Raw genomic sequence first — 20,196 nt, 5'->3', positions numbered from 1 at the left:
CCGGAGACCTGGCCGCCCGCCCGACCTCTCAGCGCGCGCCCCGCGCCAGCATGGCGCGCCGCAGCGCATCGACGAGCACCATGACCGCGGCGCCGCCGGGCAGCCAGAGGAGCCACGCCGGCCCCACCGGGGCCATCGCAAACATCCGATTCAGTCCAGGCACATAGAGCAGCGCTATCGCCAGCGCGACCTCCATCGAGAGCCCCGCGGCCACCCACGGGTTCGACCAGAACGCGAGACGCTTCAAGAGCGGCCCGTCGCGCTGCGCCAATAGACACCCTATCTGGCCCGAGACGATCCCGACGAAGGTCATCGTCGCCGCCTCTCGCTCCAGCGCACGAAGCGGCTCGAGCGACGCGAAAGGTCTCCAGCCGTGCACCCAGTAATAACCGAAACACGCAAAGACGCCGACTAGCGCCTCGACGGCCCCGTAAAGGAAGAACGTCCGCAGCGCGAGCGCCCGGGTGAGGATCGGCTTGCGGGGCGGCTCCGGAGGGACGAGCAACGTCGCGGGCGACGCCGGCTCCACGCCGAGCGCCAGCGCGGGGAGCACGTCGGTCCCGAGATCGATCGCGAGCACCTGCACGATCCCGAGCGGGAGAGGGATCGGAAAGAAGATGTAGAGCAGGAACGGGACGAGCTCCGCGACGTTGCTCGTGAACACGTAGCTCACGAAGCGGCGGATATTCTGCTTGATGGCCCGGCCTTCCTCGATGGCCGCCACGATCGTGGCGAAGTTGTCGTCGGACAGGATGATGTCGGCCGCCTGCTTGGCCACCTCCGTGCCGCGCAGGCCCATCGCAACGCCGACGTCGGCGGCGCGGAGCGCGGGGGCGTCGTTCACGCCGTCGCCGGTCGCCACGACCACCTCGCCGGACCGCTGCAGCACCTGCACGACCCGCAGCTTCTGCTCCGGCGTCGTGCGCGCGAGGCTCGCCCCGGCCTGGAGCAGCTCGAGCAGCGCCCGGTCGTCCATCGCGTCGATCTCGGGCCCCTCGACCATTCGGTCCGCCGCATCCAGCCCGATGGCGGCGGCCACGGAGCGCGCCGTTGCGGGGTGATCGCCCGTCAGGATCACGACCCGCACGCCCGCGCGCCTGCACGCGGCGATCGCCGCGGGGACCTCCGGTCGCGTCGGGTCGTGCAGGCAGGCGAGGCCCAGGCACGTGAGCGGGCCGCCGGCCTCCCTCACGGCGAGCAGGAGCACGCGCTCGCCGCGCTCGGCCGCGCCCACCACCGCCTCGTCGAGGCCTGCGGGCGCCGGCGCGCCGCTCAGCGCGACGACCGCCTCGGGCGCCCCCTTCACGAAGTCCCGCGTGGCGCCGCCCTCCGCGCACGTCACCGCCATGTAGCGCCGGCGCGCATCGAACGCGGTGTCGGCGATCCGAGGCCACCGGGCGCGCGCCTCGGCCAGGTCCACTCCGCCGGCCGCGGCCCAGCGCGCGAGGGCCACGTCGACCGGATCGCCCTCGCAATCGCCGCCCGCCGGCGCCGGGCGCGCGTTGTTGCACAGCGCGGCCGCGAGCCGCGCCGCCTGTTCCGCGTCCGGGGGCGCGCCGCGCGCGGGGATGAAGCCGCGCACCGAGAGCGCGTTCTGCGTGAGGGTCCCCGTCTTGTCCGTGCAGATGGTCGTCACCGACCCGACCACCTCGACCGCGGAGAGGCGCCGCACGGGAGCCCCGCGCGCCGCCATCCGCTGCGCGCCGATCGCGAGCGACACGCTGAGCGTCGGGAGCAGCCCCTCGGGGACGAGCGCCACGATCACGCCGATCGCGAACGTGAGCGCGCCGAGCGGGCCGACGCGGTGGAACGCCTGCGCGAGCACCAGCGTGGCCGCGCCGGCGATCACCGCGATGGCCGCGGTGACGTGCGAGAGCTGCGCGACCTGGCGCTCGAGCAGCGAGCCCTCGCGCCCGCCCTGCTCGAGGAGCCCGGCGATCTTGCCCGCGGCGCTCTCCGCGCCCGTCGCGAACACGAGCGCCTCGCCCGCGCCCGTCACCACGGACGCGCCGCTCGGGAGCAGGCTCGGGAGCGTGAGCTCCTCCGCGCCGCGGCCCGGCGAGGCGATCGGCGCGGCGTCGCGATCGACCGGCGCCGTCTCGCCCGTGAGCATCGAGAGGTCGAGCGAGAGGCTGTCCGCGCCGAGCAAGATGCAGTCGGCCGGCACGATCTCACCTGCCGCGAGCCGGACCACGTCGCCCGGGACGAGCTCGCGCGCGGGCACACGCCGCTCGATGCCTGCCCGGACGACGCGGGCACGCACCGCCACACGGCGCATCAGGCTGCTCACGACCTGCTCGGCACGGTGCTCCTGGATGAACGCGAACGCGCCGTTGAGCACGACGACAGCGATGATGGCGAACCCGAGCTCCGGGGCGCCCGCGGCGAAGGCCAGCCCGGCGCCGAGCCAGAGCAGCAATGCGAGCGTATGGGTGAGCTGAGCGAGCAGCGTCCGGAGCGGACGTGAACGCCGGGGCGGCGCGAGCTCGTTGTCGCCGTGAGCGAGCCGCCTCCTCGCCGCCTCCGCGTCGCGCAGCCCCTCCGGAGCGGACCGCAGTGCCTGGATTCGCCCCTCGACGGGGAGCGCGGCGAGCTCCAAAGGACGGATGCGTGGCTGAGCGCAGGTGCCGTGAAGCGGCTTTGCCTGTCCGGCCGCGGCGCCAGGAGGACCAGGAGGAGAAGACGAGCGACTCACTTCCGCGCGCCTCGGCCGAGCCCCCTTGCCACGCGGCAGCGCGGGGACCCAGGGATCAGCGTCACGGGCTCGCCGTCATCGCGCTGTGCTTGCGGCTGTAGCCGAAGTAGATCGCGAACCCGAGCAGGAGCCAGGCCGCGAGGCGCAGCCAGTTCTCGGTGGGCAGCGAGAACATGAGGAGGAGACAGATCACGATCCCGAGGATCGGGGTGAGCGGATAGAGCGGCACCCGGAACGGGCGCGGCGCGTCCGGCGCCGTCCGGCGCATGATCAGGACCGCCGCGCAGACGAACAGGAACGCAAGGAGCGTCCCGATATTGACGAGCTCCGCGAGGATCCGCAGCGGGAGGAGCGCCGAGAGGGTGGCGACCACGAACCCGGTGAGCAAGGTGGACTTCCACGGTGTCTTGAAGACCGGGTGCACCGATCCGAAGAAGCGCCTGGGCAGGAGCCCGTCACGGGCCATGGCGAGCAGCACGCGCGGCTGGCTGAGCATGAGCACGAGCAACACGGAGGTGATCCCGGCGACCGCCCCGAGGGAGATGATGAACTGCGCCCACGGGAGGCCGACGCGCGCGAAGGCATCGGAGACAGGCGCGTCGATGCTCAGCTCGGTGTAGGGCACCATGCCCGTCAGGACCGCCGCGACGGAAACGTAGAGGAGGGTGCAGATCACGAGCGAGGCCACGATGCCCGTGGGCAGATCGCGCTGCGGGTGCTTCGCCTCCTCGGCGTGGGTCGACACCGAATCGAACCCGATGTAGGCGAAGAAGATGGTCGCGGCGCCGGCGAGCATCCCGAGCGGCTCTCCCCCTTTACCGGTCTCGCCGAAGACCGTGTGACCGAAGAAGCTGAGCCCCGCGAGCCCGAACGGCGCGAACGGCCGCCAGTTGTCCGGGTCGACGTAAAACGCGCCCACCGCGATCACGAAGAGCACGACCGCGAGCTTGAGCGCGACCATCACGGCGTTGAGCGTCGCGCTCTCGTGGATGCCCTTGAGCAGGATCACCGTGACCGCGATCGTCACGAGAGCGGCGGGGAGATCGATGATCGCCCCCGTGGGCACGAGCTCGCCGAGCGCCGGTTGGTAGTCGAACGGCGCGCTCCTGAGCTCTCTCGGCAGCTCTATCCCGAAGATCCCGATGAAGTCCTGGAAATAATGGGACCACCCGTGCGCCACGGTGGCGGCGCCGACGGCGTACTCGAGGACGAGATCCCACCCGATGATCCACGCCGGCAGCTCGCCGAGCGTCGCGTACGAGTACGCGTAGGCCGAGCCCGCGACCGGCACCATCGCCGCGAACTCCGCGTAACAGAGGGCCGCGAACACGCAGGCCATCCCCGCGACCACGAAGGAGAGCATCAGGGAAGGACCTGCCTTGTCGTGCGCGGCCTGGCCGGTGAGCACGAAGATGCCTGTCCCGATGATGGCGCCGATCCCGATGCTCGTGAGCTGCAGCGGCCCGAGGACCCGCCGGAGGCGGTGCTCCCCCTGCAGCTCTTCTCTCATGACCGACAGCGGTTTGCGGACGAAAAGCCGGCTCCCCATGGCCTTCGGTCTGCTGGCTCTGCGGCCCGGCCCCCGGCACGTCAAGCCGGAGGCACGTAGAGCCAGGAGCGGCCCCGCGCCGCCGGACAAGCGGAGCCTGCCGCGCCGAACGCACCCGCGCCCGGAGACGGCCCCGCGACGCCCGCAGCTGGCTGCGGCGTGAAGGCAGCCCTTCGAGACGCAGCCCGGGCGGCTGAGGACCTCGCTCTCTCATCGACCCGCGCCGATCCCCGGCGTCGGAGGGCTCTCCGCGCTCAACATCGATCCCGAGAAAGCGGCCGACACGTATCGAGAGCGCGTGATCGTCGACACAGCGCCGACCGGACACACGCTGAGGCTGCTCAGCTTGCCGCGCGCCTGGTCCAGCTTTCTCGGGTCGGCCACGCACGGCGCTTCGTGTCTGGGCCCGCACTCGGGGTTGAAGATGCAAGCCACGCGGTTCGCCGCCGCGGTCGAGGCGCTGGCTAACGGGGAACGGACAACCATCGTCCTCGTGACGCGGCCTGATCGCGCTGCGCTCCGCGTGGCGCGCGCGGCCGATCTCAGCGAGCTCACCGGGCTCCTGCTCGACCAGGCGATGGAGCTCGGCGCGCGCGGTGCCTACCTGCTCCTGGCTTCTGAGGACACCGGCGAGCTCTGGCTCCATTCCCACCGCCACGTGCCAGCCGACATCCGTCTCTGCCTCGCGCGGGTGGCGCGGGGCGCGCCGCTGCTCGATGCGTGGGCGGCGAGGCTCTTCGCCCGCTATTACCGGACGCGCGAGGCGAAGGCAGGAGGCGCCGCCGGGCTGGGCCTCGGCCTCTACATCGTGCGAGGGCTCGTCGAGGCCCACGGGGGGCGGATCTGGGCCGAGAGCGCGCCCGGGAAGACGACCTTCCAGTTCACGCTGCCGCTGCGGCAGCGCGCCCCGTCTGCAGACCGGGAGCCCTGGTGACACCCCGGCGCGGCGGGCGAGAGCCCGCGCCACAAGAGGAGCCGGAGCGCGCAGCACGCCCTGGCCCGAGCCGTGCAGCCATGGAGCCCATGGCCGGGTGGATCAAGCCCAACCTCGATCTCGTGCCCAAGCAGGAGATCTCCAGCTTCCGCAAGCTGGCGATCGGCACCTGGCACACCGCATACGATCCATCGGTGTACGGCACGCTCACCCTGCGCATGGATCGCGCGCTCGAGTACATCAAGGCGTTCCGCCACAGCACCGGCCGCCGGCTCACGGTGACACACCTGGTCGCCAAGGCCTGCGCCGAGGCGCTGCGCCGCTGCCCCGACGCCAATGCGATCTTGCGCTGGAACAAGGTCTACCTCCGGCGCGGCGTCACCGTCTCGGTGCTGGTCGTGCAGACGGCCGGCGGCGACGGCGAGGTGGATCTCACCGTGACCACTATCGAGCGGGCCCATGAGAAAAATCTGGTTCAGATCGTCGACGAGCTGGACCGGACGATCGAGCGCGCCCGCCATCGGCGCGACAGGGCGGTGGAAGAGACGAAGCGCGCGATAGGGCACATCCCGTTTCTCTTCATGAACGCCTTCCTTCGCCTGCTCTCGTTCGTGATGTACACGCTCAACCTGGACCTGTCGAAGCTCGGGCTTCCGCGCGATCCGTTCGGCGCGCTCACGGTGACCAACGTCGGCTCGCTGGGCCTGGAGAACGCCTATGTGCCGCTCGTGCCCTATACGCGGACGCCGGTCCTCGTTGTCCCGGGCGCGGTGAGGGACGAGCCGGTGGTGGAGGACGGCAAGGTGGTGCCCGGCAAGGTGATGCGCGTGAGCGCCACGTTCGATCACCGCTTCATCGACGGCTTCCACGCGAGCATGCTGGCGCGCACCGTGCGCGAGATGCTGGAGGACCCGTTCCGCTGCTTCGATCGGCTGGATGCCGAGATTTCCGCTTCTCGCTGACACACATCACGGCCGCCGGCGCCGCGGGCGCAGGCGAGCCGTCGATCTCTCGGGAGACGACGATCGGAGCGCGCGATCGGCACCCGACAGAGCCGGCCCTGAGGTTGCATCCTCGACGGAGGCCACAGAAGGTCGGCCGCGCTCGTCCAGGAGGTCTTCAGCGATGCCCCACAAGCAACTCCTTTTCCACGCCGCTGCTCGCGAGAAGGTCCTGCGCGGCGCCACGGCGCTCGCCGACGCGGTCCGCGTGACGCTCGGCCCGAAGTCGAAGAGCGTGCTCATCGGACGCGCGTGGGGGCGCCCCACCGTGTGCAACGATGGTGTCTCGATCGCCAAGGAGCTGAGCCTCAAGGACCCGGAAGAGGACGTCGGCGTGCAGATCATCCGCGAGGCGGCCGAGCGCACGGGCGACGCGGTCGGCGACGGCACGACGACCTCTACGCTGCTGGCTCATGCGATCTTCGCGGAGGGGCTCCGCAACATCGCCGCGGGCGCGAGCGCGATCGACCTCAAGCGCGGCATCGAGCGGGGACTCCACGCGGCCGTCGACGCGGTGCGGTCGCTCTCCCGCCCTGTGCAGAGCCGCCAGGAGAAGATCCAGGTCGCCACGGTCGCGGCGCACAACGACGCTGCCATCGGCGAGCTCATCGGCGACGCGGTGGAGAAGGTCGGTGGAGAGGGCGTCATCAGCGTCGAGGAGGCGAAGGGGACAGAGACGGCGGTCGAGGTCGTGCAAGGCATGCAGTTCGACCGCGGGTATCTCTCGCCCTACTTCGTAACGGACCCGGAGCGCATGGAGTGCGTGCTGGAGGAGCCGCTCATCCTGATCCACGAGAAGCGGATCGGCGGCATGAAAGACCTGCTCCCCCTGCTCGAGGAGGTCGCAAAAGAGGGGCAGAGCTTCCTGCTCATCGCGGAGGAGGTCGAGGGCGACGCGCTGGCCACGCTCGTCGTGAACAAGCTGCGCGGCACGCTCGCGTGCGTCGCGGTCAAGGCGCCCGGCTTCGGGGACCGACGCAAGGCGATGCTCGAGGACATCGCGATCCTGACCGGGGGAGAGGTGATCGCCGAAGAAGCAGGGGTGAAGCTGGAGCACGTGACGCGGGACCAGCTCGGGCGGGCGGCGCGGGTCGTCGTGAAGCAGGAGAACACGACGATCATCGGCGGCGCCGGCGACGCGCACGCCATCCAGACGAGGGTCGAGCTGCTCCGGCGGCAGAGGAGGGAGGCGAAGAGCGACTACGATCGCGAGAAGCTCGAGGAGCGCCTGGCGAAGCTCGTGGGGGGCGTGGCGGTCGTCCGGGTCGGGGCGCCGTCCGAAACGGAGATGAAGTCTCGGAAAGAGGCCTTTGAGGACGCGATCAGCGCGACCAAGGCGGCGGTGGTCGAGGGCGTCGTGCCCGGCGCGGGGCTCGCGCTCCTGCGCGCGAGCGTCGCGGTGGAGCACGAGGAGCAGCGCTGCGACGGCGATGAGCGCACCGGCGTGCGCATCCTGCGCCGCGCGCTCGAGGCTCCGACGCGGCAGATCGCGGAGAACTCCGGCGTCGACGCCGGCGTCGTGCTCGAGCGGATGCGCGCCGGCAGCGGCAATCTCGGGTTCGACGCGGCGCACGGCACCTACGTCGATCTCGTCGAGTCGGGCATCATCGACCCGACCAAGGTGGTGCGCGTCGCGCTCGAGAACGCCGTGTCGGTGGCGGGCGTGCTGCTCCTGACGGAGGCGACGTTGACCGATGTGCCCGAGCCGGCGGCGAAGGAACGGGCGGCCGCGCCCCCGCTCGAATGAGCGGCGCGTCGGGGTCATCAGCCGTCAGGCGACCTTGTCCATCCGAGCTCTCGAGAAGAGGACCGGCAATCTACGAAAGCCGCGGAACATGACGCTCTCGCATCTCCGCACCGGCGGGCTCTGTTCGTCGAGCTTCAGGCCTGGCATGCGGCGAATCAGGCTGGCGAGCCCTACCTCGAGCTCCCGGCGCGCCAAGCCGGCACCCAGACACCCGTGCGGACCAAAACCGAACGCGATGTGCTTGCCCGGCGCGCGGGTGATGTCGAAACGATCGGGCTCGTCGAAGATCTCTGGATCCCGGTTCGCCGATGCTATGCCGAGGAAGACCGTCTGGTGTCGCTGGATGCGCTTGTCGCGGATCTTCAAATCTTCTGCCGCGACCCGGCAAACGAACGGCACCGATCCGTCGTAGCGCAGGCACTCCTCTACAGCGGATCTGATGAGCGCCGGGTCCTCACGCAGCTGGTTCAACTGGTCTGGGTGCATGAGGAGCGCATGGACCGCATTGCCAAGCTGGTCGATGGTCGTGACGTGTCCGGCCGCGAGGACCAGGATGCACTGAGCCGTGATCTCCTCCGCCGACAGCTTTCCTTCCTGCTGGCCGGCCACGAAGAGGCTCACCAGGTCGTTGCTCGGGCGCATGCGCCGCCCGTCGACGATGGCGAGAAAATAGCGCTCCAGATTGCATATCGCCTCGTTGGCTGATCTGGCGTCCTCCTCGACGTCCAGCGTCGTGCCGCCGAAGAACCGCGCGACGTCCTCAGACCACTTCTGGAACGACCCCCGATCTGCGTCAGGGATGCCGAACATGTGGGCGATCGCCGTGGCTGGCAATGGTTGAGCCAGGTCGCGCACGATATCCATGCGACCGAGCGGCTCTACCTTGTCGAGGATCTCGTCCGTCACGCGCTGGAGGATCGGCCGGAACCCGTCCAGAACGCCCTGCGTGAACCCCTGGCTGCCCACACGGCGCAGGCGGGCGTGTTCCGGGCCGTCTTTCATCAGCATCATGCCTCCGAGGAGGCGCACGAAATCGCGGGCGACCTCGCGCTTCCCCGGTGGCAGCTGCGCGTCGACGATCGCCTGCGGCGGCCTCTGGCGCAGGCGTGGGTCTCGGAATGCCTCGACAACATCGTCATAGCGCGTCAGCACCCAGCCGTGCAGCGATTCAGACCAGCGGACCGGCTCATCGTGGCGCCAGCGGCGGAAGTAGGGAGAGGGGTCGAGCAGAAACTCCTGGATTGCCACGTCGTCTTGGATGAGCGCTTGCATGATCGTTTGGGATGAATGCCTCGGATCGGTGTGGTAACGCCCGCTTTTCCCGACCTACTCGAGAACGTGCGCGGCCGGCGGCAGCCTCGACCGCCGAGGTGGTTCAGCGCATCTGATAGCGCCCCGTCTTCTCCACGGGCTCGATGTAACCTACGACCGCGCCGCGCGCCCCCACGTAGGCCCGGTGGCCAAGCCTGTCGTTGTCGTCGGCGGACGCCGCGGACGGGCGGGGCCAGGCGTCCTCCTCGGCGAGGAGGGACGCCAGCCGCGCGTGGATGCGCTGTCGGCCTTCGACCGCCTCCTGCGCCTTGAGCTCGCGGAACACCCCGAACACGATGACGCTCTCCCAGTCGGCGAGGCTCTGGATGTGATCGACCTGGAAGCAGACCTCCGGATTCAATCGCATCATCCGGACCTTCGTGCCTTCCGCCGAGCGCAGGTAAAGGCGGCCCTTCTCGTACGCGTAGCCCATCGGCACGACGTACGTCCGTCCTTCGGCGTGGCAGCCCAGCCGGCCGAAGGAGCCGCGCTCGAGGAGCACCTCGATCCGCTCCGCGCTGAGGGTGCCTGCCGCAGGAGCCTCCGGAGGCCCCCCTCCTGCGGGCACATCGAGCATGCGGAACTCGGCGCGGCAAGCGGCGCAGAACTGGTACTCCGAGCGCACGCCGCACCGCAGGCAGCGAAACCGCGAGGCGTGCGGCGGCGGACCCATGATCACCCCCGTCCCGCGGGTTTCCTTCTCCGGAGGCACCATCAGCACGGGGCGGCTCGAGGTGCGCGCGACGCGCTCGGCGACGCTGCCCAGCAGCACGCCCGTGGTGCCGGTGTGCCCGTGGCGACCCATCACGATCAGCTGGACGTCGTCTTCCTCAGCACACCTGACGATCTCCTCCGCTGCAGACCCCACCCGGACGAGCGGGACGATGCGAACCCCGCTGCCGAGCTCCGACGCGAAACGGCGCAGCGCGTCTGCCGCGTCCGGCTGCGCTTGCGCGGACGCCGCGACGTGGAGGATCCGGAGCTCGGCGCCCCAGGAGCGCGCTTGTTCCAGGGCGACCCTCACGGCCGCGATCGAGAGCTCCGAGAGATCCGTGGTGGCCAGGATCCGCTGCACAGGCTGCATGCTGCCTCCGCTGGTCCATGTCCCATCACCGTGGGACCGGCGCTGTGCGCGTCGTATCCACCGATCGCAGCAATCTCCGTGCCCGGCCTCACCCCACCCGCACCTCGCGCTGTCTGTGCGCGTCCTGCGCGCCAAGGAGACGACGGGTCACTCCTCCTCGAGGAGCCCGCGAAAGACGTCCACATAGCTGACGATGCCGACCAGCGCACCTTCTCCGTCGACGACCGGGAGCGCGCCGATCTTGTTGTCGAGCATGAGCTCCATGAGCTCGATCACGTCCGCGTCCGGACTGGCGCTCACGACATTGCCGCTCATGATCGTGGACACCGGCCCGCGGGCCTTCCGCAGCGCCCTGTCGACCACCGCGGCGTCCTCCGAGTAGGGCAGCTGGAGCGCGCGCAGGTCGCGATCGCTGAGCATCCCGACCAGCTCACCCTGCTCGTCGACGACCGGCACGTGGCGGAAGTCCATCGTCTGGAGCACGTCCACTGCCTCGCCGATGGGGTCGTTGACCCGCACGGTCCGGGGGTTCTCGGTCATGAGCTCGGCGGCGCAGATCTTGGATAACGGCATCTCCTCCTCGCTCAAGGCAACTCGCGGACCATCGGATCCCGCGATGAGCCGCGCCGCCGGAGGAGCTCGTCCGCCGGGCCGGCGGACGCGCGTCCGGAAGCGTCGGAGCGTCGACGGACTACGTCGTGCTGGGCGAGAGCCCCGGCGAAGAGGTCCAGAAGGCAAGGGCGCTCGGCGTCGCCCTGCTGACGGAGGGCGAGCTCCGGAAGCTCGTCCAGGCGTGAACGGGGGGCGCATGGAGAACGTCGACATCGCGCGCATCTTCGAGGAAGTGGCGGATCTGCTCGAGATCCAGGACGAGAGCCCGTTCCGCGTGCGGGCCTACCGCACCGCGGCGCGCACGCTGGCGGCGCTCGGTGAGCCCGTGGCCGGGATTGTCGAGCGCGAGGGCGCGGGCGCGCTCACCGCGCTGCCTGGAATCGGCAAGGATCTCGCGGGCAAGATCGTCGAGCTCCTCGAGACCGGCGAGCTGCCGCTGCTGAAGCAGCTGGCGGCGAAGACGCCCGAGAGCCTCGTCGAGATGATGCGGATCCCGTCGCTCGGGCCGAAGCGCGCGCGGCTGCTGTACGAGAGGCTCGGCATCGAGACGGCGGACGAGCTCGAGCAGGCCGCGCGGTCGGGTCGCCTCCTCGCGGTGCGCGGCTTCGGCGAGAAGCTCGCCGCGACGATCCTCGACGGCTGCGTGAAGCGGCGGGCGACCGCCGGGCGCGTGCGGCTCGCGGACGCCGAGGCGCAGGTCGCGCCGCTGCTCAAGCACCTCCGGGCGGCGCGCGGGGCCCTGGCCGTCGAGGTGGCGGGCAGCCTCCGGCGCCGCAAGGAGACGGTGGGCGACGTCGACATCCTCGTGTCCGCGAGGCAGGGCGAGCCCGTCGACAGGCTCCGCCGGACGATCGGCGGGATCGCGATCCTGCACGGCGCCGAGGTCGACATCCTCGAGGACGGGTCGCTCGACCTCGACGACGCGGCGCTGGCAGCGCTCGATTACGTCGTCGCCAGCGTGCACGCGAAGCTCACGATGCCGGAGCCCGCGATGACGCGCCGCGTCCTCCGCGCGCTCGAGAGCCCGTTCGTGACGGCCCTCGGCCATCCGACCGGGCGCCTCCTCGGCAAGCGCGAGCCGTACGCGCTGGACGTCGCGCGGATCGCGCGCGCCGCGCGCGAGCTCGGCGTGCTGCTCGAGATCAACGCGCAGCCCGAGCGCCTGGACCTGTGCGACGTCCACATCCGCCTCGCGCGCGAGGCCGGCGCGAAGCTCGTGGTCGCCACCGACGCGCACGCCGTGGGGGAGCTCGACTTCATGCGCCACGGGATCGATCAGGCGCGGCGGGGCTGGTGCGCCGCGGCGGACATCGCGAACACCGCGCCTCGCGCGGAGCTCCTCGAGCTCATCGGCCGGCGCAGGCGCGACGGCCCGCTGTCATCGGCTGGATGAGCGCCCCCTGCGCCGCGCGCTGCGCGGCGGCGACGACCGATTCTCTCCGCGGTTCAGCGACAAGACGGCAGATGCCCGCTCATTTCAGCCGCGAGCATATAAACGGCATAGTTCACGCTCAGATCGGGAGCCCCTTGTTGATGACCGGTGAATCGATTCATCTGCTCTGACAGCGATCCTCCGGGATCGATGTGGTGATGCGCTCGACCCAGGAACGCGTCCCCTTTGCGCCGGAGCGCGCCGACGACCTCGTCGAAGCGCGGGTCGCCGAGGAGGAGCTCCTCGCCTGGGCGGAAGCGCGTGTCTTCCAGCGGCAGCCTCTGGAAGAACGGCAGGCTCGTGGAGGTGAGGACGGCCCTCTCCTGCCTCAGGTAGCGTTCGGCCAGCTTGTAGTAATACGCAGCGAAGGCGATCGTGAGACTTGGCCACGGGTTACCGAGCGAATCCCCGCGATATCCATCGTAGCGGTCTTCCGGGTAGCGGCCGATGGCGGTCCCCTCGATACGCCTCGACGGATCGTTGATCGGGTACATGGCCTCGAAGGTGCGCTCCAGCGCCGCGGCCGTCGCGAGCACCTGCTCCTGGTCCACTGGATAAACACAACTCCCTTCGGGGTGGAGGTCGTCCTCCGTGGCATATCCGCCCAACGTCGCGGCGACGACCGAGCTGTCCAGGCCGCTCCGGGGGCTCGGCCGTCCGTCCGGCTCACGGGTCGCGACGAGGTGATTGCGCCCGGGATCCCAGTGCAAGAGCAATTCATCGCCCAGCGCTCGCGACTGCTCGAGATACCAGCGGGCCGCGCCGGCGTCCTCGAGCTTCATTGCGAGCGCGGCCCCCTCGATGAGGGCGGTCCGCTCCAGGAGCCGCGTGAAGAAATGGTGTCCCCACACCTCTTCCCAGAGATCGAAGCAGGGCTCGCGCCAGTGGTGCGAGATGTATTCCAGGTCCGTCTTGATCACCGAGTCGGTCGGCAGCTTCGCATCGTAGAGCTTTTCACGCACCAGCTCCCGCTTGCCCTCGCTCAGAAGGACGAAGGCCAGACGCGTGAGCTCGATGGCTCGAATGGCAGGTCCGTCGTGCTGCGGACGTCCCCATGGCCCCGAGTAGGGCTCACCGTCTATCGTGAACTTCGGCTCACCCAGCCCGGCAGGGCTGTGCAGGGCAGTCCGCTGGATGTGCCTGGAAAAATCCACGGAATCCATCAGCAGGTTGAAATACCGTTGCCGGGCCGCGGGTCGCGTCGTCGCCGACTGGTACAGGGAGAGGACGGCCTTCACCGCGATGCCGGAGTCCCGAACCCAATGGAAATAGTAGTTCGGGTTCGAGCGAGATGGGGAAGCCACGATGGCTCCGGGGATGGATCCCGGAGGCGATACATTCTTTAACAGGAGCACCTCGGCGCGCTCCGTGTCCCGCTGGAGCCATTCTCGCAGGCCCTGTGCTCTCACGTCGACCTCCTGGAGCTACAAACGGTTTAAAACTGCCTGAAAAGCGCGGGCTTCCGGCCGCCAAGCGCACCGAGTACGCCAAGAACGGAGAACACTCTTGGCGTACTCGGCGGCTCATTTCTCGCTTGGTCAACAGGATCGGTGTCCTATCCACCTCGCACGGAGGCGATCTCGCTGCGCCCGGCCTCGAACCGGTCGATCCACCATGATCCGAAGGGCGATCCGGGAGGAGCCATCGTTGGCGAGCATTGCAAGAGCTGGGCTTGGCCGGCGGCCTCCTGGGTCCGCGGAGCGCCGTCGTGAGGGCGTCTCAGACGTCGAGGCGACGGTCACGGCTGCGCCGTGAGAGATCTCCGTGATCTCGAGGTCGTGCAGCGTCGCGGCCTCGACCAGGGATCTGGGAACTTCGAATTCGGCCGCAGCGGCGCTTCGATGCGGCCGCCGCAGCAATGGGAGACGGGTCACGCCTCCCCGAGGATCCCGCGAAAGACGTCCACATAGCTGACGATACCGAGCAACACACCTTCTCCGTCGACGACCGGGACCGCGCCGATCTTGTTGTCGAGCATGAGCTCCATGAGCTCGGTCACGTCCGCGTCCGGACTGGCGCTCACGACATTGCTGCTCATCATCACGGACACCGGCACGCGGGCCTGCTGCAGCGCTGCGTCCACCGCCGCGGTGTCCTCCGCGTAGGGCACCCATAGCGCGCGCAGGTCGCGATCGCTGAGCATCCCGACCAGCTCACCCAGCTCGTCGACGACCGGAAGGTGCCGAAAATCCGTCGTCTGGAGCACGTCCACCGCCTCGCCGATGGGGTCGTCGACCCGCACTGTCCGGGGGGTCTCGGTCATGAGCCTGGCGGCGCGGATCCTGGGCAATGGCATCTCGCTCCACGCTCGGTGCAACTCGCGGGCCGATCGATCCGTCGATGAGCCGCGCCGCCCGCGTGAGCCACCTGGTCTCTCCCTTGCAACTCGTGCAGGTCGATGGAGCGGCGACCCATGATGCAAGGCGCGGCGAGGGAGCGGCCCCAGGGCACGTCGACTGCGGGTGATGTCACCATCTCTCTCTGCGGTGACGTGATGACCGGCCGGGGGATCGATCAGATCCTGCCGTGCCCCAGCGATCCGGTGCTGTACGAGCTGGCCGTGGAGGACGCGAGGGGTTACGTCGAGCTCGCCGAGCGCGCGAGCGGCCCCATTCCCCGGCCCGTCGATTCCTCCTACGTCTGGGGGGCCGCGCTCGACGCGTGGAGCCGGCGGGCGCCCGCCGTCCGGCTGGTCAACCTCGAGACGGCGATCACGACCAGCGATGAGCCGTGTCTCAAGGGTATCAATTACCGGATGCACCCGGGGAACGTCTCGTGCCTCACCGCGGCGCAGATCGGCTGCTGCGCGCTGGCAAACAACCACGTCCTCGACTGGGGAGTTGCCGGGCTGATTGACACGATCGCCGCGCTCCGGTCGGCGAACGTGACGACGGCCGGCGCGGGCCGCGACCTCGATGAGGCGGCGGCGCCAGCGCTCATCGAGATCGAGGGCGAGGGCGAGGGGAGGGTCCTCATCTTCTCGCTGGGCTCGGAGACCAGCGGCATCCCGCGGCGCTGGGGCGCCTCGGTGGACCGCCCGGGCATTCACCTGGTCGATGAGTCGTCTCCCGTGGAGGTCGGTCGCGTGCTGGCCGCGGTGCGGGCGGCCAGGCGGGAGGGCGACATCGTCGTGGCCTCGATCCACTGGGGCCCCAACTGGGGGTACGAGGTCCCGGAGGAGCAGGTCACGCTCGCCCACGCCCTCGTCGACGTCGCCGGCGTCGACGTGGTTCACGGGCACTCCTCGCATCATCCGAAGGCGATCGAGGTCCACGCGGGGCGGCTGATCCTCTACGGCTGCGGCGACTTCGTGAACGACTATGAGGGCATCAGCGGACACGAGGCCTATCGAGGCGATCTGGCCATGATGTACTTTGCCACGCTGCGCGCGGGGACCGGCGAGCTCGTCGGTCTGGAGCTGGTACCGCTGCGGATGCTGAAATTTCGCCTCCACCGCGCCGCGCAAGAGGACGCGCTCTGGCTGAGGGACGTGCTGAGCCGAGAGGGCGCGCGGTTCGGGACGAGCGTCGAGCTCGGGGAGGAAGGCAGCCTGCTGCTGCGCTGGAGCTGATTCCGCGAGCACCGCGCCGCTGCTGCCCTCGTGCGGTTACGCGGTCGCCTCGAGCGCCCGGGGCGCCAGGTAGCGAACGAACCACGCGCTCGCCGCGCGCGCGACCTCTTCCAGCGTCCCTGGCTCCTCGAACAGGTGCGTCGCTCCCTCCACGATCGCGAGCTGTCGCGGTCCGCGCAGGAGCTCGAGCGCCTGCCGGTTCAACGCGAGCACCTCGGTGTCCGCGCTCCCGACGATGAGCAGCGTGGGCGCGCGGACCTGCTCGAGGTACGCGCCGGCGAGATCGGGGCGCCCGCCCCGCGACACCACGGCGTCCGCGAGATCCGGCCGCCTCGCCGCGGCGACCAGCGCGGCCGCGGCGCCGGTGCTCGCGCCGAAGTAGCCGATCCGGAGCGCGCTCGTCTCGGGTTGCTCGCGCGTGGCCAGGGCCGCGCTCATGACCCGCCCCGCGAGGAGCTCGATGTCGAACCGGAGGTGGCCAGTCCGCTCATCCACCGCCTCTTCCTCGCCGGTGAGGAGGTCGAAGAGCAATGTGGCCAGCCCGGCGCTCTGGAGCACCTCGGCGACGTACCGGTTGCGCGGGCTATGCCGGCTGCTGCCGCTCCCGTGCGCGAACAGGACGATGCCTGTTGCCCCGGCGGGGATCGTCAGGCTGCCCTGGAGGCGCGCGCCGTCATCGAGCGCGAGCTCGACGGAGAGCTCTTCTGCCGGCTCCGGCGGGCCAGCCGGCCCCTCCTCGCCTTCCGCGCCCGCGCCGCCGCCGCGCGCCCGCTCGAGCAGCTCCACGACGTCATCGTCCGTGGTCTGGCGGAAGTCCTGGTAATAGGCGCCTATCGCGAACAGGTGCGGATCCGCGTCGAGGCAGACCACCTCATCGACCTCGGGGCGCAGGGATTCGAGCGTCGTTGCGGACGCGACCGGGACCGCGAGGACGAGGCGCCTCGGCCCGCGCCGCCGGATGGCCCGGAGCGCGGCGCGCACGGTCCCGCCGGTCGCGATGCCGTCGTCGACGACGATGACGGTGCGGCCCTCGACGTCGACCGGCGGCCGGCCGCGCCGGAAGCGCCGCACGCGCGACTCGACCTCGGCGGCCTTGCGGTCCACGATCTCCGCGACCTCCTCCTGGGGGACGCCGAGCTCCGCGAGCACCTCCTCATTGAGGTACACCTCTCCCCCCTCCGAGATGGCGCCCATGCCCAGCTCTTCGTACCCCGGGGCGCCGAGCTTGCGCACCACCCAGACGTCGAGCGGCGCCTTGAGCGCCCGAGCGACCTCGTAGGCGACCGGGACGCCGCCGCGCGGGAGCCCGAGCACGAGGGGCGTGTCGTCGCGGTAGCGACCCAGCGCGAAGGCCAGGCGGCGCCCCGCATCAACGCGATCTCGAAACAGCATGAAGCCCCTCCTCCGGTCGCGTGCTGGCCGTGACGTCCTCGCCCCTGACACACCCGGCCCTCAGATCCTCCTCTGCGCTTCCCGCCGCTGCTGCCTCGTCACCAGCGCGCTCAGCTCGGAGAGCTCGTCCGACAGGAACTCGAGGAGATCGTCGAAGGCGATGATTCCCTGGAGCACCCCCTCGTCGTTCACCACCGGCACGCGGCGGATGCTCTCGGCGCGCATCCTGCCGAGGACGTCCAGGAGGTCCTCCTGCTCTCGCGCTGTGATCAGCGGCTCGGTCGCGACATCCGCCACCTGGAGAGACTCCAGGTAGGGACTCGCGTTCGCCACCACGCCGACCACGATGTCGCGATCGGTGATGATGCCGGCAGGCACGGTCCTCCCGGCGGGCTCGTCGACGATGACCAGGCTGCCGACGTGGTGCGCCCGCATGCGGCGGGCGGCCTCGATCACGGTCTCGGTCTTGCCGATGGTGACGACGCGCCGATTGCAGAGCTCTCCCGCAGTTGTCACGGCATTCCTCCCAACGAACGCTCCATGGAGCCGGCGTCGGCTCCGGGAAGCCCATGCCCGAAGGGTCATGGAGGCCGGTGCGCTTCTATGGCACGTGGCGAGCAAACAGATCAGGCGGAAAGGCGTGATGACGCGGAGGCGGGCGGACGTTGCTGGACAGATCAGGCCCTGGGGTTGCATCTGGAGAGCGGTCACAGCTCGAATGAGCAGCGCCATGAGCCCCCACGACACGGAAGGCGGCGCAGCGGAGCAGCCATGGAGATCTGCCTCTTCGCGGGCAACGCGAACCTCCCTCTCGCCCAGGCCGTGGCGGAGCGCCTCGGCGTCGGCCTGGGCGATGCCCTGGTGCGCCGCTTCGCGGACGGCGAGCTTCACGTGCAGCTACGGGAGAGCGTGCGAGGGCGGGACGTGGTTCTCCTCCAGCCGACGAGCCCACCGGTCGACGAGCACATCGCCGAGCTCCTGTTCCTCGCGGACGCGTGTCGCCGCGCAGGGGCTCCGCGCGTGACGGCCGTCGTGCCGTATTTCGGCTATGCCCGCCACGACCGCCGCGCTTCGGAAAGGGAGCCGGTAGGGGCCCGGCTCGTCGCCGATCTCTTCAGGACGGCGGGCCTCTCGCGCGTGGTGGCCGTCGACCTCCACAACGCCGCGCTCGAGGGGTTCTTCTCCATCCCGCTCGAGCACCTGAGCGCCGCGCCGCTGCTCTCGGACGCGGCGAGACCCTTTGTCTCCGAGCGCAGCGTCATCGTGGCGCCGGACCTGGGCGCCGCGAAGCTCGCGGATCGCCATGCCCGGCTCCTCCGCTTGCCGGTCGCCGTCGTGCACAAGACCCGCCTGAGCGGCGAGGACGTCAGCGTCCACGCCATCACCGGCGAGGTGCGGGGACGGTCGCCCCTCCTCGTCGACGACATGATCAGCACCGGCGGGACGATCGAGGCCGCCGTGAACGCCTTGCTCGCGGCGGGCTGCGCGCCGGACATCGCCGTCATCGCGACGCACGGCCTCTTCGTCGGCCCGGCGATGGCCCGGCTCTCCGCGCTCCCGGTGCGCCGTTTCCTCGTGACCGACAGCGTCGCTGCCGCCACAGGCGCGGCGATCCCCGTCGAGATCGTCCGTCTGGATGGGCTCCTGGCCGAGGCCATCCGGCTCCTCCACGACGGCGGGTCGCTGGAGGCGCTGCTCGCGCGCGGCGAGGCCGCGGGCCTTCCGCGCTGAGCCGGCACCCGAGCAGGAGGACCCATGAGCGGCGCCGACGACGGGAAGCGCCCGCGCCGGTACGATCGTTGCCCGAACCGAGCCCTGTCGCGGAGGTGTGCTGGATGGAGGCGCTGGTGCCGAGCAGGAGGCTGCGTCGTTCGAAGGGGCCCTCATGAGCTCGCTCGGGATCCCTCCTGCCGAGGCGCTCGCCGTCCTCCGGGCGATGCTGCTCATCCGCCGCTTCGAGGAGCGGTGCGCCGAGCTGTACACGCTCCAGAAGATCCGCGGCTTCCTCCACCTGGTCATCGGTGAAGAGGCGGTCGTGGTCGGGGCGATGCGGGCGCTCGAGGACGACGACGCCGTGGTCGCCGCCTACCGCGACCACGGCCATGCGCTGCAGCGCGGGGTCTCGCCCGCCGCGGCGATGGCCGAGATGTACGGGAAGGCGACGGGCTGCGCCCGCGGGCGCGGCGGGTCGATGCACCTGTTCTGCGTGGAGCGGCGCTTCTACGGCGGCTACGCCATCGTGGCCGGCGGCCTGCCCATCGCGGTGGGGCTCGCGCTCGCCGACAAGCTCGCCGGCCGGCGGCGGGTCACTGCGGCGTTCTTCGGCGACGGCGCGACCGACGAGGGGGAGTTCCACGAGTCGCTGAACCTCGCCGCGCTCTGGAGCTTGCCGGTGCTCTTCCTCTGCGAGAACAACCAGTACGCCATGGGGACGGCGCTCGCGCGCCACGCCGCCAACCCGCGGCTCATCGACGTCCCCGCGGCTCACCACGTGCCGGCCGAGCAGGTCGACGGCATGGATGTGCTCGCCGTGGAGCAGGCCACGCGGCGCGCGGCCGCGGCCGTGAGGGAGGCGGCCGGCCCCCGCTTCCTCGAGCTGCTGACGTACCGGTTCCGCGCGCACTCGATGTACGACGCCGAGAGATACCGGGACAAGAGCGAGGTGGCCGCCTGGCGGGAGCGCGACCCCATCGACCTGTTCGTCGCGCGGCTGCGCGCCGACGGGCTGCTCGACGACGGCGCGCTCGCCCGGATCCTGGGCGAGGTCGCGGCCGAGGTCGAGGCGGCCGTGGAGGCCGCGGAGGAGGCGCCGATCGAGCCGGTGGAGGACCTGACCCGCTTCGTCTACGCCCGGGAGGCGGCGTGACC

The 20,196-nt window shown here is 70.5% G+C and carries 16 protein-coding genes and 2 pseudogenes; 9 read left to right on the top strand and 9 right to left on the bottom strand.

Annotated features, from left to right (window positions below):
• Positions 1-28: 28 nt before the first annotated feature.
• Positions 29-2,599, bottom strand: a complete 2,571-nt coding sequence (locus tag WME95_RS25495) for a cation-translocating P-type ATPase (RefSeq protein WP_437901985.1) — start codon at positions 2,597-2,599, stop codon at positions 29-31.
• Between the two features lie 157 nt (positions 2,600-2,756).
• Positions 2,757-4,244, bottom strand: coding sequence for an APC family permease (locus WME95_RS25490; RefSeq protein ID WP_437901984.1), 1,488 nt, complete (start codon positions 4,242-4,244; stop codon positions 2,757-2,759).
• A gap of 193 nt (positions 4,245-4,437) precedes the next feature.
• Between WME95_RS25490 and WME95_RS25485 the strand changes: the two are divergent.
• The 4 genes and pseudogenes from WME95_RS25485 to groL all read left to right on the top strand — a co-directional run.
• Positions 4,438-4,773: pseudogene (locus WME95_RS25485) on the top strand (ArsA-related P-loop ATPase); the annotation flags it as partial.
• A 48-nt stretch (positions 4,774-4,821) separates the two neighbouring features.
• Positions 4,822-5,178 (top strand): ATP-binding protein, encoded by a 357-nt coding sequence (locus WME95_RS25480; protein ID WP_437911027.1) that lies wholly within the window; start codon positions 4,822-4,824, stop codon positions 5,176-5,178.
• An 89-nt stretch (positions 5,179-5,267) separates the two neighbouring features.
• Complete coding sequence (locus WME95_RS25475) at positions 5,268-6,140, top strand: 2-oxo acid dehydrogenase subunit E2 (protein ID WP_437911026.1); 873 nt, start codon at positions 5,268-5,270, stop codon at positions 6,138-6,140.
• 163 nt (positions 6,141-6,303) lie between these two features.
• Positions 6,304-7,926 (top strand): chaperonin GroEL, encoded by a 1,623-nt coding sequence (gene groL / locus WME95_RS25470; RefSeq protein WP_437901983.1) that lies wholly within the window; start codon positions 6,304-6,306, stop codon positions 7,924-7,926.
• Positions 7,927-7,950: 24 nt separating this feature from the next.
• On the opposite strand, the gene WME95_RS25465 is transcribed toward groL, so the two are convergent.
• From WME95_RS25465 to WME95_RS25455, 3 genes are all read right to left on the bottom strand, one after another.
• Complete coding sequence (locus WME95_RS25465; protein WP_437901982.1) at positions 7,951-9,198, bottom strand: cytochrome P450; 1,248 nt, start codon at positions 9,196-9,198, stop codon at positions 7,951-7,953.
• A 103-nt stretch (positions 9,199-9,301) separates the two neighbouring features.
• Complete coding sequence (locus tag WME95_RS25460) at positions 9,302-10,321, bottom strand: universal stress protein (RefSeq protein ID WP_437901980.1); 1,020 nt, start codon at positions 10,319-10,321, stop codon at positions 9,302-9,304.
• Between the two features lie 147 nt (positions 10,322-10,468).
• Entirely contained in the window at positions 10,469-10,894 is a 426-nt protein-coding gene (locus tag WME95_RS25455; protein ID WP_437901979.1) for a CBS domain-containing protein, read from the bottom strand.
• A gap of 71 nt (positions 10,895-10,965) precedes the next feature.
• Between WME95_RS25455 and WME95_RS25450 the strand changes: the two are divergent.
• Positions 10,966-11,118, top strand: a pseudogene (locus WME95_RS25450) (hypothetical protein); the annotation flags it as partial.
• Positions 11,119-11,129: 11 nt separating this feature from the next.
• A complete protein-coding gene (locus tag WME95_RS25445; RefSeq protein WP_437901978.1) occupies positions 11,130-12,326 on the top strand; it encodes a helix-hairpin-helix domain-containing protein in 1,197 nt (398 codons plus the stop codon).
• Between the two features lie 53 nt (positions 12,327-12,379).
• Here the strand turns inward: WME95_RS25445 and WME95_RS25440 are convergent, their stop codons facing one another.
• Both WME95_RS25440 and WME95_RS25435 read right to left on the bottom strand, forming a co-directional pair.
• Positions 12,380-13,774 (bottom strand): glycoside hydrolase family 15 protein, encoded by a 1,395-nt coding sequence (locus WME95_RS25440; RefSeq protein WP_437901977.1) that lies wholly within the window; start codon positions 13,772-13,774, stop codon positions 12,380-12,382.
• A gap of 461 nt (positions 13,775-14,235) precedes the next feature.
• A complete protein-coding gene (locus WME95_RS25435; protein WP_437901976.1) occupies positions 14,236-14,661 on the bottom strand; it encodes a CBS domain-containing protein in 426 nt (141 codons plus the stop codon).
• A gap of 117 nt (positions 14,662-14,778) precedes the next feature.
• Here WME95_RS25435 and WME95_RS25430 point away from each other — a divergent pair, with 117 nt between their 5' ends.
• A complete protein-coding gene (locus tag WME95_RS25430; RefSeq protein WP_437901974.1) occupies positions 14,779-15,936 on the top strand; it encodes a CapA family protein in 1,158 nt (385 codons plus the stop codon).
• Positions 15,937-15,972: 36 nt separating this feature from the next.
• Here WME95_RS25430 and WME95_RS25425 read toward each other — a convergent pair whose 3' ends face one another.
• Positions 15,973-17,328, bottom strand: coding sequence for a phosphoribosyltransferase family protein (locus WME95_RS25425; protein ID WP_437901973.1), 1,356 nt, complete (start codon positions 17,326-17,328; stop codon positions 15,973-15,975).
• 60 nt (positions 17,329-17,388) lie between these two features.
• Positions 17,389-17,844, bottom strand: a complete 456-nt coding sequence (locus WME95_RS25420; protein WP_437746175.1) for a CBS domain-containing protein — start codon at positions 17,842-17,844, stop codon at positions 17,389-17,391.
• Between the two features lie 255 nt (positions 17,845-18,099).
• Between WME95_RS25420 and WME95_RS25415 the strand changes: the two genes are divergently transcribed.
• The gene (locus WME95_RS25415; protein WP_437901972.1) at positions 18,100-19,059 is read left to right on the top strand and encodes a ribose-phosphate diphosphokinase; all 960 of its coding nucleotides are present in this window, start codon (positions 18,100-18,102) and stop codon (positions 19,057-19,059) included.
• Positions 19,060-19,213: 154 nt separating this feature from the next.
• Complete coding sequence (gene pdhA / locus WME95_RS25410; protein WP_437901971.1) at positions 19,214-20,194, top strand: pyruvate dehydrogenase (acetyl-transferring) E1 component subunit alpha; 981 nt, start codon at positions 19,214-19,216, stop codon at positions 20,192-20,194.
• Positions 20,195-20,196 lie beyond the last annotated feature (2 nt).

It is taken from the genome of Sorangium sp. So ce327 (assembly GCF_051530205.1).
Taxonomy (GTDB): Bacteria; Myxococcota_A; Polyangia; order Polyangiales; family Polyangiaceae; genus Sorangium; species Sorangium cellulosum_B.
This window is presented reverse-complemented; position numbering and strand designations above follow the sequence as displayed.